Source organism: Flavobacterium adhaerens, assembly GCF_040045115.1.
Taxonomy (GTDB): Bacteria; Bacteroidota; Bacteroidia; order Flavobacteriales; family Flavobacteriaceae; genus Flavobacterium; species Flavobacterium adhaerens.
Window position 1 is genome coordinate 113,690 of record NZ_JBDLZX010000006.1, and the last position, 16,679, is coordinate 130,368.

Sequence of the window (16,679 nt, forward strand, 5' to 3'; positions counted from 1 at the left end):
TATTTTTAAGTACAACATCCGTACAACAAATGCATGTATTCTATGAAGTTGAATGAAACAAAAGTATTTTTAAAAATTCATAAGTGGTTGATATATAGCTACTTTGAAGCTAAATGCAATTAAGTGCAAAGGCTATTTATCTATCTCATAATCAGGTGGTCCCTGGTTCGAGCCCAGGTGGGACCACGTTGTAAATCAAAGCCTTACAGAAATGTGAGGCTTTTTTGTTTTATATCCTTAAATTTTACAAGTCTACACATTATTAATTAAGAATTTCCTTAAAACAAATAAGGAATATTTAAGATTTATCTTTCTATAAGCAATTAAATCTGTATTTTGCCGTTAAAAAAGGAATTTAACAACAAAATAAATCTCATATCACATTGTAATACAGCAAAAAGAAAACTATTTTTGCACACAAACCTTAACTTTTTTTGTCTTAATACGGAAAAAAGTTGAAAAATTTAACCTGGTCGAATATGAAAAAAAAATTACTTTTTAGTGCCCTAATAGCACTTTTTATTCATGATTTTGCAATAGCTGCGACTATTACAACTGCTCAGTCTGGTAACTGGAATGATACATCAACATGGGTTGGAGGAATAGTTCCAATAGCAACAGACGATGTTATTATAACCAGAAATATTACAATCACAGAAAACACAACCTGCAAAACTATTACTTTACAGGGTAATAATACAGCGCTTATTGTAAACGATACTTTTATATTAACCGTTACGGGAAAAATTACGGCAGACTCATCTAACACTAGTAAACGAAACACCTATTTAAGCGGAGATGGAACCATTACTTGCGCTTCATTTGACTTAGGAGATGAAACCACCCCTAATAACTCTGCAATTTATACTCAGATATTATCTACAGTCGCACAACTCAATATCCTTGGTGATTTAACAATAGTTAGCAGTGGAGCTACATACTATAACAATAGCACTTTTAGCTTAGAAAAGGGAATTATGACATTAGACGGTCAAATAAAAATTATAAATGATGGAATTATTCATACTGACCAAGTATCAACATTTACAATGCCTACCTATATGAATCTCACAGTTGGGGCATCACCAACACCTACTACTACTACCCATGATAAAACTTTAATTCTTAACTATACTGGCAATCCATTTGATTATACTGCGGATTCTCATACTGAAGTCATTCTAAACGGCAACAAAGCAACCGTAAGATATGCTGCGAGCGGAAACCAAGAAATTCTTAACACAGAATATAACAATTTAAATTTGGCTACTGGAGGAGTCAAACTTTTTCCTGTACCAAGTATTAACATTAAAAACCGCTTATCAATAAATTCTGGAGTAACAGCAAATTTAGGATCAGGTGGAACTCACACAACAACAACATTGAGTTTAGCAAGTACACTACAACAAATAGGAACTTGGGGAAGCACATCATCAACTGCTTCTAATAAAAACGATACTTTTTTTACTAACACAGGAATTATCACTGTAGGAACACCTTGTACTGCAACAGCCAAAACTTGGAACGGAACAGCTTGGGACGGTGATGGATTACTTCCTACAATAGCCGAACCAATTATTTTTGCTGGTGACTATACCGCACCAAGCAATTTGTCAGGTTGCTCCTGCACCGTAAATTCTGGAAATGTTACAATCCCTGCCAATTTAACCCTTGAAATTAGCAACGAAGTAACGGTAAATGGAGGTTCTTTAACTTTTGAAAACAATGCTAGTTTGATTCAATATGCCGACACACCAAATAGCGGCGACATCACTTTCAAACGCAATACTACAGCTTTAGTAAAATACGATTATACTTTTTGGTCATCACCAGTAGCCAGTATGACTTTAACAGGTTTCTCACCTTATACGGTAAAAGGATATCAATCCTTTAATAATGATGCTTGGGCATTTGTAAGTGATGCAACGATGAATCCAGGTGTTGGATTTGCAGTAATGGCTCCAACAAAACAAATTGTTGGCCAATACGACCCAACTAGTTCTCCTGTTGAAACAGATGATACTAATTTTGTAGATGGTAGTACATTTGAAGGGAAATTTATAGGTGTTCCTAACAATGGAGATATTCCAGTTCCTACAACTGGTACTTGGCAACTCGTTGGAAATCCTTATCCATCGTCAATTGATACTGATGCTTTTATAGAAGCCAACCCTGACTTATACAGTACTTTTTATTTCTGGACTCACGCCAACCCTGTTAGTAGCAGTAACCCAGGAGATTATGACTACAATTACAATAGTGCCGATTATGCTTTACGCAATAATACTGGAAGCACAAGTACAGACCCAGATGAAACAACTCGTCCAGCTATAGATAAAATTGCTTCAGGACAAGGATTTTTTATTGCAACACAAACTACTAATCCAATTGTTTTTACAAATGCAATGCGTGTTGATGGAAGTGGTACACAGTTTTTTAAAATGAGCAAAAAAAACAAAACAGAAAAAAACAGGATTTGGCTAAACTTGACTAACAACGAAGGATTATTTAAACAAATCCTAATTGGTTATGTTGATGGTGCAACCAATGATTATGACAAACAATATGACGGGACTAGTTTTAGACTAAACAAATATGCCGACTTTTTCAGTGTTAACAACGGTTCTCGATTAATCATTCAAGGACGAGAACTTCCATTTAATGATACAGATGAAGTTCCTCTGGGTTATACGGTTAATTTGGGTAAAGGAGCAACTGTTGCAAATCAATTTACTATAAGTATTGCATACACAGATGGAAGTTTAGACACTCAACCTGTTTATTTATATGATAAGGTAACCAGTACTACTTATGACTTACGTCAGAGTAATTATACTTTTTCGAGTGTTGACGGAACTTTTTCAGATCGTTTTGTTTTAAAATACACTAATAAAAATTTAGCTGTTGATGATATTGAGAAAACTGACAATGCCATAATTATCACCTCGAAAAACAAAATCATTACTGTAAGTGCCAATTCTGAAAAAATTGAAAATGTTGTTGTATATGATTTGTCTGGAAAAACAATTTACAAAAAAGACAAAATTGAAAATTCGGTTTTAGAAATAGCTTCTTTAAAAGCACAAAATCAAGTATTATTAGTAAAAGTAAACTTAGAGAGCGGCATTTCGACAACCAAGAAAGTTTTATTTAATTAAAAAAAAACAATATCTTGCCTTATCCAAATCTTCAAACCCGAATATCTATTATGTTAAACAATAAATATATATTACGCATTTTGACAATTTTGATGTGTCTTAACGCAAACACATTAATCATAGCTCAACCTCCTCCAACGGATCCACCACCACCACTAGGTCATGATGCCCCTATTGACGAAAACATAGTAGTTCTATTTGTAATCGCATTAATTTTTGGGATTTATACAATATACAAGTTTAAACAAAAGCAAAAGGCTATCCAATAAGGGTAGCCTTTCTTTTATACAATCAATAAAAAGTATTATTTCTTAATACTCAACTTTGCCCACTTGTTTCATAATTCGAACAATTTTTCTTTTTCTATTATTGATATAAGACGAAGAACTTGTTGCTTTATATTTTCTTGGGTTCGGTAAAATTGCCGCTATACCAGCAGCTTGTTGCATGGTCAAACTCGAAGCATCTCTTCGATACCAATATTCGGTTGCGGCATAGGCTCCATAAACACCATCCCCCATTTCTATACTGTTAAGATACACCTCCATAATTCTTTTTTTTCCCCAAACAAGTTCAATCAAAACGGTAAAATAGGCTTCAAGTCCTTTACGGAAATAACTCCTGCCCTGCCACAAGAAAACATTTTTGGCTGTTTGTTGCGAAATAGTACTTCCTCCTCTTATCTTTCGCCCTCTCTCGTTGCTCTTATATGCTTTTTGCATGGCTATAAAATCAAAACCATTATGAGTCAAAAAAGCACCGTCCTCACTAGCAATTACTGCTTTTTGTAAATTCATGGAAATATTTTCGATTGGCTCCCAATTATGACTAAAATGATTTTCCTTTCCTGCGGCGCTATTTTCAAAATAACGTATAACCATTAAAGGTGTGAATGGTACTGGAACAAATTTAAAAAGAACCACAAACGCAACCGAGATTCCAAAAAACCACAATAAAACTTTCAACAAGAACCATTTTACTTTAGTAATCCAATTTCCCGAGTTCTTTTTGGCGGGTTTTTTAGTTGTTTTTTTGGGTGTTATTTTGGTTGCCATTATTTATACTAAATCTGCTAATTCGGTTCCTATTAAACTGCCTATTGCTACTCCCATTCCGCCAAGACGAACACCACAATACACGTTTTCAGACAGTTGAGATATAATTGGTTTTTTACTATTACCAAGTCCCATAATTCCGCTCCAACGGTGTTCAATTTTAACATCATGTTTAGGCAAAATTACTTTTTTTAGTAAGTCTTCCAATTTTTTTTGAATAATTTCTGTGTTACCAAATTCGTTTGTAGTTTCTGTCTCAAAATCCAGATTTCTACCGCCTCCAAGCAATATTCTGTTTCCTACATTTCGGAAATAATAATATCCTTTATCCAAATGAAAAGTACCTTTTATATCCAAATCGACAATCGGTTCAGTAATGATAACCTGATTACGAGCAGGCTTTACTAAACTATTGGTCAATTTTTCAGCAAATCCATTTGAAGCAAACAATAGTTTACCAGTTTTAAAACTAAAATTCTCCAAAACAACCTCAACCTCATTTTTATTTTCTAAATAAGAAATCAAAGTTTGCTGATTGAGTATCAAAATATCATTCGAAACAGCCTTCTTTAACAATGCCTGCATCATATTGCCCGTATCAATCTGAGCTTCAAAAGGGTTAAAAATCAAATACTCCTGAATCCCTCCAAAACCAAAACGATCTACTTCTTTCGCAAACACATCTGTTTTAAAAAGAGGCTTTAAAATCTCATTCACAAAAGGCAACTTATTAGAACATTCTAAGAAACTATTTTGATCATCCTTCAAAAACAACTCATAACCTCCGTAAGGTTTTAAATCTAAAACAGTATCTCCAAGATTTTTTCGCAACAACTGCAATCCAGCCCATCTCTTCTGGATAAGCTCAATAACATCTTCTTCGGTATGAGTTTTTAAATCTTCGACGATTTCGGATAAACTTCCAAAACAGGCAAAACCAGCATTTTTGGTACTTGCCCCTTGTGGTAACATTCCTTTTTCTAAAATTATTATCTTACGCGTTGGGTATTTTTCTCGTAAACGCAATGCTGCATGAAGTCCGACAATACCGCTGCCCACTATAGTATAATCTACTTGGCTGAACCAATTTTTTAATTCCCAATAGCTTAGTTCCATATCTATTTTTTCATAAAATTAAATAAATTTTCCAGTTGAATTGAATAAGCATCCAATATCCTATAATTGTTATTGATTATCTAAAATTAATTTCTCATTAGGTACTTTTTTTGTTATTTATTTAAAATTAAGACTCGTTTGGCACTATAATTGTGCATTAGTCAAATACCTTTCGAGGTTGTTTTCTGATTCGTAAAAGAGGATTTGTCTCTAAAAACCCAAATTATTTTTTGATTATGTTTGAAAATGTTGATGACCTTATCGAAGTCAATTTGAAATTACTTTACACATCCAAATCACACTATATGATGCGCATCAATTTCAAAGACGAATTTGGTTTTAATCTTAAAAATTCAAAGGCATTTGCAGAGATATTAGTAAGCAAAGGCCTAGTGTTGTTGGATAATAATCAAGGGTTTCGCTGTGATTTGACAGAACTTGGAAAACAGATTTACGAAAAAGGTGGGTGGATTTCGTATATAAGTACCGTTGATACTTTTTCGGGAAATAAAACCTTCAACGACACTTCTTCATTTATCAAAAAAGACAAGCAATCATTACTAAAAAAAATAATGATTGTGAGCATGATTATTCTTGTAATATGTATTTTCATTAGTTTAATAACTTTTGAAATTCTCAAATCCTCATAAGTTATCACATTTTCTTACAACTTATAAAGGTTCAATTATTTAAGTTTTTTTTATGTTGCACCTCCTCGTTTAATTACGAATTATAACGCTATATTTGAAAACCGAATACATATTTTATATAATTATGAAGAAAACGCTCTTTTTAATGCTAACTATTATGAGTTTATCAGCAAGTGCACAAAATGTAATGACTCCCGAATTACTTTGGAAATTAGGACGATTAACTCCACTGGGAATTTCAAAAGATGGCAAAAATGTCATTTATAAAGTATCTACCCCATCAATCGAGGAAAACAAATCCATCTCTAAATACTACAGTATCGTTCTTAATGGTGGCGAAGCAGTTGAAATAAAAGATACCAAAGAATTATTGGTTGATAAAAACATTTCTCCAGACGGAAAATTTTTGGTTTACAACGAAGAAGTAAAAATTGATAACGTACTAGGAACAGACTTTTACCCAAATCTTGACAAATCAAACGTTCAAATTTATGATGGTTTAGATTATCGCCATTGGGACACTTGGAATACTGGATCTTTTAACCATGTTTTTTATAAAGAAAATAAAGAAGGGGCAACTGGAATTGATATCCTAAAAGGAGAAAAATTTGATAGTCCGCAAAAACCTTTTGGTGGAGATGAAGATTATATTTGGTCACCAGATAGCAAAAGTATCGTTTATGTGTGTAAGAAAAAAACAGGAACTCAATATGCTCTTTCTACAGATACTAACATTTATGAATACAATCTAGAAACTGGAAAAACAATTAACAGATCCGAAGGAAATTTAGGATACGACACAGCTCCGCAATTTTCGCCTTTCGGGAGTTTGACTTGGTTGCAAATGAAACGTGACGGTTACGAATCGGACAAAAATGATTTGGTTGTGAGTTTCAAAGGAATGACAATCAATCTAACCGCAAATTGGGATGGTACTGTCGAACAATTTATGTGGAGTAAAGATGGTAAAAAAATATATTTTATTGCACCAATTGATGGAACTAGACAATTATTTGAAGTGAATTTCCCTGGTCTTTCTAGAATCGCTGTACGAGTACAACAAATTACAAATGGTGACTTTGATGTTAGTGGATTAGTCGGGTTATCAGGAGAAGATTTTATAGTTACTCGCACCGACATGAATCATGCGGCTGAAATTTTTTCATATAATTTGAAGAAAAACACTTGGAAACAATTGACAAATGTGAATACCAAAACGTATTCAAAATTGGCAATGAGCAAAACTGAGAGACGATATGTTACAACTACTGATGGTAAAAAGATGTTGGTTTGGGTAATCTTACCTCCTAATTTTGATGCCTCAAAAAAATACCCAACCTTATTATTCTGTCAGGGAGGACCACAATCACCCTTGACACAATCGTATTCTTTTAGATGGAATTTTCAGTTGATGGCTGCCAACGGATATATTGTTGTAGCTCCAAACCGTCGTGGTATGCAAGGTCATGGCGTAGAATGGAACGAACAAATCAGTAAAGACTGGGGCGGACAAGTAATGAACGATTACCTTTCGGCTATAGATGATGTTGCCAAAGAGAGCTATGTTGACAAAACACGTTTGGGTTGTGTTGGTGCTAGTTATGGAGGCTATTCTGTTTTTTATTTGGCAGGAATTCACAAAAACAGATTCAAGACTTTTATTGCTCATGATGGTGTTTTCAATACCCAAAGTATGTTTGGTACTACCGAAGAAGTATTCTTTAACAACTGGGATTTTGGCGGACCTTACTGGGAAAAAGAAAATACTGTTGCACAAAAAGCATACAATGAATTCAACCCTATCAATTATGTTCAAAACTGGAACAGACCTATTTTGATTATTCAAGGAGGAATCGATTTTAGAGTTCCTATTGGTCAATCTCAAGAAGCTTTTCAAGCGGCTCAAATCAGAGGGATCAAAAGTAGGCTGCTTTATTTTCCAGAAGAAAACCATTGGGTATTACACCCTCAAAATGCTCAAATTTGGCAAAAAGAATTTTTTAAATGGCTCAATGAAACCCTATAATCCCAAATCGATTTGATTTAAAAAAAAATATTTTTGTAACAATATTTTAATTTTTGTTACATATTACAAAATCTTAACCTTTTTTTCAAAATGTACAAATTTCCCTTAAAATCAATTGTAATCGCTACTTCATTACTAGTTGGGATGCAAACGATGAATGCTCAAGACGGATTAGTCAATTCCTTAAAAGTAAATGCTAGCGCAAAAAGCGTTGAAAGTTTTCAATTTAGCGATGTAATCAACCTCGAAAATACCTCGGTAAAATACCAAGGATCTTCTGGTACTTGTTGGAGTTATTCTGCCAATTCCTTTTTAGAATCTGAGATGATCCGAATTGGTAAAAAACCAGTCGAATTATCACAAATTTTTTCGGCTAGAAATGCTTATGTTGAAAAAGGAAAAAATTATGTTCGTATGCATGGAGCCGTAACTTTGGGGGATGGTGGAGAATTACACGATGTAATTAATATGTACAGACAATATGGTGCTGTTCCGCAATCTGTTTACACAGGATTGAACTACGGAACTTCAAAAAACAAATTTGCTGAAATGGCCGGATTGACAGAAGCCATGTTGGCAGCAATAGTAAAAAACCCAAACGGAGAATTAACACCTAACTGGGAAAAAGCTTATGCTGCAGTTATTGATTCTTATTTAGGTCAGGTTCCAGAAAATTTTACCTATAACGGAAAAAATTACACTTCTCAAACTTTCGCTAAAGAAGTAGTTGGGATAAATCCAGATGAGTATGTAGAGTTTGCTTCGTATGCCAATAAACCATATTATACCAAAACAATGATGATGGTTCCAGACAACTGGTCGTTTGATTTGGTGTACAATATCAAAATGAATGATATAACCACAATTATTGATAATGCATTGAAAAACGGTTATACAGTAGCTTGGGCATCAGATGTAAGTGAAAAAAGTTTTAGCTGGAAAAATGGTGTTGCCTATGTTCCTACCAAAAAATTTGACGAAATGACTAGTGAAGAAAAAGAAAATATGTTTAATGGTCCAAAACAAGAATTAGAAATCACAGAAGAATTGCGTCAAAAAGCATTTGATAATTATCAAACTACCGATGACCATGCAATGCACATCGTTGGTATTGCCAAAGATCAAATGGGTAAAGAATACTATATCGTAAAAAACTCTTGGGGTACATCCAATGATTACAAAGGTTATTTATATGTAACCAAGAATTTTGTAAAATACAAAACAACATCGTTTATGGTAAATAAAGGAGGTATTCCATCGGATATTGTAAAAAAGATTGGTGCCTAATTGTAATCTATTAGGATAAAGTAAGCCGTTTCAAGTGATGAAACGGCTTATTTGCTTAAAGACATAGCAACAACTTGTGATCTGCAGAAAATATTACAACACACAATAAGTCCATACTACAAGGCCAATCATTTACTATTGCTTATGTATAGCAAAATCGACTAAGCTTCTATGTAAAAAAACATCAATATAACCGAATAAAACTTACAAAACTCCGTTATAAATTTATGGAAAACAAGAAAAGTTATACGCCTATAAAAGTACTATTGAGTTATGTTGTCTTAGCAGCTTTGGTTGTGGCTGTTGGTTATTTTTTATATTCAGAAAATACAGTTTATAATAAATTAGAAGACAAAATTGCTTTTGAGAGAACCAAGATTCTAAAAATAAGTAAGCTATTTTCTACCGTTTACAAAACAGAGAGTCTAGCTCGAAAAACAATTCTATCCGATTCTGAAAAGGATTTTAAAAATTATCTTGTAGAAACAGATTCCTTAAAATCAAGAATTGATACACTTAAACAAATTGTAACGACTCCTTACCAAAAAACTTTATTGGATAGTGTTTCCTATTTATTGTCTGAAAAAACCAAAAACATTCAACAACTAAAGAACATCAAAAACAAAGCCGATGATGAAGTTTCGGTAAATAATGCTATAAATGAAATCACCAGAATGGAGGACAAACTTCGAAAACTGGTGATGAAAGATTTTGCCAAAAATCCAAACGAATTAGGGGAGTACCAACAAAGAGTGCTTAGAAAGTACGTTGATTATCTCAATCAAAATATCCCTGACGACAGCACGAATACACTTAGTAAAAAAGAGTCTGACTCGATTTTGGCCAATTCTAAAAGACTTTTGAGCAGAGTAAAATTGAGAGCTGAAAAAAAGAAAATTTCGCTTAATCTTGAAGAAAATAAACTACTCAAAAATGAAATTGCCATTTCAGAACAACTCCGAAAAGTGCTTCGTATCATCGAAGCCGAAATCATTAGCAATTCTATTAAAAATAATGCTTTAAAGGAACAATCCCTCAAAAAAGTTAATAAAATAGTCACTGCTGCGGCAATTGCTGGTTTGATTTTAACATTACTTTTTTCGATCTTGATTATAAGCGATTATTCTAAAACTCAACTTTATAAAAAACAATTAGAAATTGCCAACTACAAGACCCAAAACTTGTTACGAAGCAGAGAACAGCTTATCTCGACAGTGAGTCATGATCTGAAAACGCCTTTGAGCACAATAGTTGGCTATACCGAACTTTTACAGGAGTCCGACCTTACTACAAAGCAATCTTATTTCATTAAAAACATTAAAAACTCTTCTGAGTACATCACTCAATTAGTAAAGGATTTATTAGACTTTTCTCAAATTGAAGCGGGTAAAATTACCTTAGAAAAGGTACCATTTTCATTACCTGAAATCATAGAAGATGTTGCCAAAAATGTCCAAACCCTACACAAACATAAAAACATTGATCTCATTATAGATGTTGAACAAAAACTTAACACTAGAATCGTAGGCGATTCTTATCGTCTCAAACAAGTTTTGACAAATATTATTGGGAATGCCTATAAATTTACTGAAAAAGGGTTTATCAAAATCAAGGCTTATACAACACTTGGCAATAATAAGTTTGTAGTTTCTATTCAAGATACAGGAATTGGAATCGAAAAAGAAAATCAAAAATTAGTCTTTGATGAGTTTACCCAAGCCAATGAAAATATAGAAAAAAAATACGGCGGAACTGGCTTAGGGTTGTCTATTTGCAAAAAGATCATTACCATTTTAGGAGGCACACTAAAACTAGAAAGCGAATTTAGAAAAGGAAGTACTTTTACAATAGAACTCCCATTATTGTTTGATTCTAGCCCAAACAATCACACTGTAAAAAAAGAATCTAAACCAATAAGTATCCCGAAAATGATCTTTATTGTGATAGATGACGACATTAATTTATTGAACTTAACAACAAATGTTTTAAGGCAGGAAAAACACCAAGTCTTGTCGTTTGACAATGCCATTACCGCACTAAAAACAATTCAGGAAACAGAGTTTGATTTTATTATTACTGATATTCAAATGCCCAAAATGGATGGTTTTTTATTTCTTGAACAATTGAAAAAAATGAAACTGTCCAATTATAAAAACCAACCTATTGTTGCACTAACTGGCCGTTCAGATTTGGATTATTCGGTTTTCATCAAAGCTGGATTTACAACAGTGGTTCAAAAACCATATTCGCCAAAAGTATTACTAGAAACCATTCAAAGTGTAATAGAAAATAATGTATTGCCAATTGATATTACCAAAAATGAATCTATATCAACTACAAAACTATATTCATTAGAACCATTGAATCAATTTTTGGGCGATGATAATGAAACTCTACAGGAGGTTTTGAAACAATTTATTGAAAGCACCAATGAGAATTTGGTCATTTTAGAAAATGCCGTACAAGAAAACAATATATCCGAAATCAATGCAATTGCTCACAGAATTGCTCCGATGTTCCGACAAATTGAAGCCTATGAAATAGATAAAATCTTAAAAACTTTTGAGAATAGCAATCCTAACAACAGCGACTTCGATAAACTTTTGGGCGATTTAAAAGCTCAAATAAACTTGCTTTTTATCGCTTTAAAAAAAGAAATCACCTAATTTATATTGTAGAGTTTTAATTTATTATAAAGGGTTTTTCTGGTAATCTTAAGCAATTTTGCCGCTTCGGATTTATTATTATGTGTTTTGGACAAAGCGTGAATGATGGTTTCTTTTTCGGTATCAGGCAACGAAAAATTACTACTGGTTTGTTGCTGATTTTGTGTTTGAAAAAACTCGGCAGGCAAAACATCGCTTTCAATATAATCCCCTTTAGACAAAAGAGTAGCTCTCTTAACACAATTCTGCAATTCACGTAAATTACCTGGCCAGTTGTATTTTTGAAAAATAGCAATGACTTCCAATGAAAATCCGATGATGTTTTTGCTTAATTGTTCATTGGCTTTTTCTAAAAAATAATCGGCAAAAACCATCAAATCCTCACCTCTGTCAACCAATGAAGGCGAATGAATGGAAAACTCATTGATCCTATGGTACAAGTCTTCTCTAAAATTTCCATTTTTTACAGCTTCTCTAAGATCTTCATTGGTAGCGGTGATTATCCGTATATCTACATTAATTTCTTTATTACTCCCAACGGGTTTTATTTTTCGTTCTTGGAGCGCTCGCAATAATTGTATTTGATTTTCGTATGAAAGATTCCCAATTTCATCTAAAAAAAGAGTTCCTTTATTGGCCGCTTCAAAATAGCCCGTTTTATCACCAATGGCACCCGTAAAAGAACCTTTTAAATGTCCGAAAAACTCACTTGCTGCTAATTCTTTAGGAATTGCACCACAATCTACCGCAATAAAATTATTGTGACTTCTATTACTTTGTTGATGAATGCTCTTGGCAATTATTTCCTTTCCTGTACCGCTTTCTCCAATAATTAAAACCGACATATCGGTAGGGCTCACCAACTGAATATGGTCTAATAATTTTTTAGAAGTTACAGAAATCCCTTTAACAAATTCATTCTCTGAATTGGATTGCTTTACGACAATTTTTTTATCAACAGCAGAAACATCAGTTTGTGGTTTCTGCAACGCATTCGTAATTACCAATAAAACTTCGTCGGGATTAAAAGGTTTTGAAATGTAATCATCTGCACCATTTTTCATTGCTTTCACGGCAGTATTCACATCAGAATAGCCGGTCATAAGGATTACGGGAATTTCGGGAAATGCCAATTTAAATTCGGTCATAAGCTTAATCCCATCAGAATCTGGTAAACGAATGTCCATTAAAATCAAGTCAAATGATTTTTGTTGGATTGTTAATTTAGCTTCTGCGGCCGAAAAAGCAATGTTCACTTCGTACTCTTTCTTTATTAGAAATTTCTCTAATAATTTGCAAAATGAAATATCGTCTTCTATTAGTAATATCTTAGACATCTGTATCGAGGGACTTTCCACTAAAATAATATTAATAAACTTGTATTTTCATAAAATTATGCAAAAAAAAGAGATTGCTATAAAAACAATCTCTTTTCTGCCAAAACATAAATATAATTCCCCAATTATTATTTTCATCAGTTACCATAGGCACCTGTTACTACAGTAGCCTACATTTGGTATTTAACTGATAATTCTATTTTGTACTCAATTTTAAATACGTTTTTAAGCTTTGAATAAGGGAATCTTTAGATGTAAAACAATTTGGTTCTTTTGGCTTTTCCGTACAATTTTCTGATTGGAGAAATTAAAATTTGGTTTAATTTCTTAGATCAAAAGTGGTATTCAGAGTACCAAAAGTGCAAAATATTATAAAATGTTATCTCAGAAACCGTTCCGATATCAGGCTCAAAACGATTACCTATTTTTTAATCCAAGTTCCATCTGCATTTGCATACAACGAACCAACTTTGTCACCAACGGTAACCTCAAGTTTGTATTCTCCTTTTTGGTTTTTGTATGCTTTAGAAAGTACTCCTTCTGGATAAGCTTTTTTAAGAGCATCGGTAACAGGAGCTGGTACTTCTTCTAATTTAATTTCGATATAATCATCCTGAATAGAAATTGTTGTAATGATTGTTTTTAAAACTGGAGAAGTTGAAGCAAATGAAGTCAAACTTCCCAAAACGATTGCGGCTGATAAAAATAATTTTTTCATAGTTTGTTTATTTAAAATTTATTTATTGATTTTTTTAGCGGTAGAAATAAGGTTATTTTGTAATCCAAGTCCCATCAGCATTGGCAAAAACACTGCTGCTTTTATCCCCTATTACGATATCTAATTTGTATTCGGATTTCTCGTTTTTGTAAGCTTTAGCAATTACTGCATCTGGATGTGCTTTTTTTAGAGACTCTACGACTGCGCTTGGCAATTCAGTGATTTTAATTTCTGTAAATTCTTCTTCGATAGAAATACTTTTTACGATAGTATTTGATGTTGGTACTGTTGTAGCAAATAAACTTAGACTTCCTAAAACAATTGCAGCTGATAAAAATAAATTTTTCATGATGTGTGATTTTAATTATTTAATTTGTTGTTTACGCTTTAGATCATGAAAATACTGTGCCATAATCCAAAAAAACATCTTCTTGCTACAAAACCCTTGTTTTTAAAGTACTTACACGAAACTATTCAAATTTAATGCGGTAATAAAATGTGTAATTCCCAGAAACAGTGTGTAAAAAAGATACACAATTACTGTTTACTTCAAACCAATTTACAGCTTACCAATTCATAGATTTCTCATACATTTGAGTCTATTTTTACATAACGATATTGTTATTGTAATCCAAAAAACAAAAAACCCCAACAGTTTTTAGACAAACTGTTGGGGTCAAATGGTAAAAAAAGCTGTCAAAAATGACAGCCTTTACAATTATTCTGGATCATTCATTTTAAAACTTTCCATAAAAGCAGTAGTGTAATCACCTTCTATATATTTAGGATCATCCATCAACTGTCTGTGAAATGGTATTGTTGTTTTGATACCTTCGATTATGAATTCATCTAATGCTCTTCTCATTTTACTAATGGCCTCTTCACGTGTTTGAGCGGTAGTAATTAATTTAGCTATCATCGAATCATAATTAGGCGGAATAGTATATCCTGAATACACATGAGTATCAAGACGTACCCCATGACCACCTGGCATATGCAAAGTAGTGATTTTTCCTGGCGAAGGTCTGAAATCATTATAAGGATCTTCGGCATTAATACGACATTCGATAGCATGCAATTGCGGCATATAGTTTCTTCCTGAAATTGGCACACCAGCAGCAACTAATATTTGCTCGCGAATTAAATCGTAATCAACAACTTGTTCTGTAATTGGGTGTTCTACTTGGATACGAGTATTCATCTCCATAAAGTAGAAATTTCTGTGCTTGTCAACCAAAAACTCTACAGTACCAGCACCTTCGTACTTGATAAATTCAGCAGCTTTAACAGCTGCTTCTCCCATTTTATTACGCAATTCATCTGTCATAAAAGGAGAAGGAGTTTCTTCTGTCAATTTTTGATGACGACGTTGTACTGAACAATCTCTTTCAGAAAGATGGCAAGCTTTACCATAAGCATCTCCAACAACTTGAATTTCGATATGACGTGGCTCCTCGATTAATTTTTCCATGTACATCCCATCATTTCCGAAAGCTGCAGCAGCTTCCTGACGAGCACTTTCCCAAGCTTTCAAGAGGTCTTCTTCTTTCCAGATTGCTCTCATTCCTTTACCTCCACCACCAGCGGTAGCTTTCATCATTACTGGATATCCTATTCTTGCTGCAGTTTCTTTAGCATCTTCATATGATTCTAAAATTCCTTCAGATCCTGGCACACAAGGTACACCTGCTTCAATCATGGTTGCTTTTGCAGATGCTTTGTCTCCCATTCTATCAATCATTTCTGGAGACGCTCCAATAAATTTGATATTATGCTCTTGACAAATTTTAGAAAACTTTGCGTTTTCAGATAAGAAACCATAACCTGGGTGAATTGCATCTGCATTTGTAATTTCGGCAGCAGCAATAATATTAGACATCTTTAAGTAAGACAAATTACTTGGTGCAGGTCCAATACAAACAGCTTCATCAGCAAACTTTACATGTAAGCTTTCCGCATCAGCAGTAGAGTAAACGGCTACAGTTTTAATGCCCATTTCTCTACATGTTCTAATGACACGAAGAGCTATCTCTCCTCTATTTGCAATTAATATTTTTTTAAACATATTTTTTCAATTAGATAATTAGGTAATTTTAACAATCAGAAATTAGTCTTCGAATTGAATTGAATCAAATCTGTGATCTAAAATCTATAATCTAAAATCTAAAATTATGATGGATCTACTAAGAATAAAGGTTGGTCAAACTCTACTGGAGACATATCATCTACTAATACTTTTACGATTTTACCAGACACTTCTGATTCTATTTCGTTAAATAATTTCATAGCTTCAATTACACAAAGTACATCTCCTTTAGCAATAGATTTACCAACTTCTACAAACATTGGTTTGTCTGGAGCAGGTTTTCTATAAAAAGTACCAATGATTGGTGATTTTATTGTGATATAATTATTTTTTTCTACTGGTTCAGCAGCTGGAGTTGTCGCAACTGGAATAACTTGTTGTGGAGCTACTGCTTGAGGAAGTGCGGTTTGAACAGGCAACTGTTGTACATAAGTAGCTTCAGTAACATTTCCTTCTAGTGTGGTTCTAATGGTGATTTTAACATCATCCATTTCTAATTTTACTTCTGCAACACCTGAATTTGCTACAAATTTAATTAGATTTTGAATTTCTTTTAAATCCATAATTATTTCTTTTTAGT

12 protein-coding genes are annotated in these 16,679 nt (G+C 33.2%); 5 read left to right on the forward strand and 7 right to left on the reverse strand.

Annotated elements, in window-relative coordinates; genetic code table 11:
* Window positions 1–479 precede the first annotated feature (479 nt).
* On the forward strand, window positions 480–3,158 hold the full coding sequence (locus tag ABEB18_RS09995; RefSeq protein WP_348799163.1) for a RemA C-terminal-like gliding motility protein: 2,679 nt from the start codon (window positions 480–482) through the stop codon (window positions 3,156–3,158).
* A 311-nt stretch (window positions 3,159–3,469) separates the two neighbouring features.
* Here the strand turns inward: ABEB18_RS09995 and mtgA are convergent, their stop codons facing one another.
* Entirely contained in the window at window positions 3,470–4,213 is a 744-nt protein-coding gene (mtgA, locus tag ABEB18_RS10000; RefSeq protein WP_348799164.1) for a monofunctional biosynthetic peptidoglycan transglycosylase, read from the reverse strand.
* Between the two features lie 3 nt (window positions 4,214–4,216).
* The gene (locus ABEB18_RS10005; RefSeq protein ID WP_348799165.1) at window positions 4,217–5,329 is read right to left on the reverse strand and encodes an NAD(P)/FAD-dependent oxidoreductase; all 1,113 of its coding nucleotides are present in this window, start codon (window positions 5,327–5,329) and stop codon (window positions 4,217–4,219) included.
* 236 nt (window positions 5,330–5,565) lie between these two features.
* Between ABEB18_RS10005 and ABEB18_RS10010 the strand changes: the two genes are divergently transcribed.
* The 4 genes from ABEB18_RS10010 to ABEB18_RS10025 all read left to right on the forward strand — a co-directional run bounded on the left by ABEB18_RS10010 (window position 5,566) and on the right by ABEB18_RS10025 (window position 11,958).
* The gene (locus ABEB18_RS10010; protein WP_348799166.1) at window positions 5,566–5,979 is read left to right on the forward strand and encodes a hypothetical protein; all 414 of its coding nucleotides are present in this window, start codon (window positions 5,566–5,568) and stop codon (window positions 5,977–5,979) included.
* 124 nt (window positions 5,980–6,103) lie between these two features.
* Window positions 6,104–8,005, forward strand: coding sequence for a S9 family peptidase (locus ABEB18_RS10015; RefSeq protein ID WP_348799167.1), 1,902 nt, complete (start codon window positions 6,104–6,106; stop codon window positions 8,003–8,005).
* Window positions 8,006–8,095: 90 nt separating this feature from the next.
* Window positions 8,096–9,292, forward strand: coding sequence for a C1 family peptidase (locus ABEB18_RS10020; protein WP_348799168.1), 1,197 nt, complete (start codon window positions 8,096–8,098; stop codon window positions 9,290–9,292).
* Window positions 9,293–9,519: 227 nt separating this feature from the next.
* Entirely contained in the window at window positions 9,520–11,958 is a 2,439-nt protein-coding gene (locus tag ABEB18_RS10025) for an ATP-binding response regulator (protein WP_348799169.1), read from the forward strand.
* Here ABEB18_RS10025 and ABEB18_RS10030 read toward each other — a convergent pair.
* The 5 genes from ABEB18_RS10030 to accB form a co-directional block, all read right to left on the reverse strand.
* Window positions 11,955–13,295, reverse strand: coding sequence for a sigma-54-dependent transcriptional regulator (locus tag ABEB18_RS10030; protein WP_348799170.1), 1,341 nt, complete (start codon window positions 13,293–13,295; stop codon window positions 11,955–11,957). The two genes, ABEB18_RS10025 and ABEB18_RS10030, sit on opposite strands and share 4 nt — an antisense overlap.
* A gap of 421 nt (window positions 13,296–13,716) precedes the next feature.
* On the reverse strand, window positions 13,717–14,013 hold the full coding sequence (locus ABEB18_RS10035) for a hypothetical protein (RefSeq protein WP_348799171.1): 297 nt from the start codon (window positions 14,011–14,013) through the stop codon (window positions 13,717–13,719).
* 52 nt (window positions 14,014–14,065) lie between these two features.
* Complete coding sequence (locus tag ABEB18_RS10040) at window positions 14,066–14,362, reverse strand: hypothetical protein (protein ID WP_348799172.1); 297 nt, start codon at window positions 14,360–14,362, stop codon at window positions 14,066–14,068.
* 369 nt (window positions 14,363–14,731) lie between these two features.
* Complete coding sequence (gene accC, locus ABEB18_RS10045; protein ID WP_348799173.1) at window positions 14,732–16,078, reverse strand: acetyl-CoA carboxylase biotin carboxylase subunit; 1,347 nt, start codon at window positions 16,076–16,078, stop codon at window positions 14,732–14,734.
* A gap of 104 nt (window positions 16,079–16,182) precedes the next feature.
* Window positions 16,183–16,662 carry an acetyl-CoA carboxylase biotin carboxyl carrier protein gene (accB, locus tag ABEB18_RS10050; protein ID WP_348799174.1) on the reverse strand — a complete coding sequence of 160 codons (480 nt, stop codon included), beginning with the start codon at window positions 16,660–16,662 and terminating at the stop codon, window positions 16,183–16,185.
* Between the last annotated feature and the right edge of the window lie 17 nt (window positions 16,663–16,679).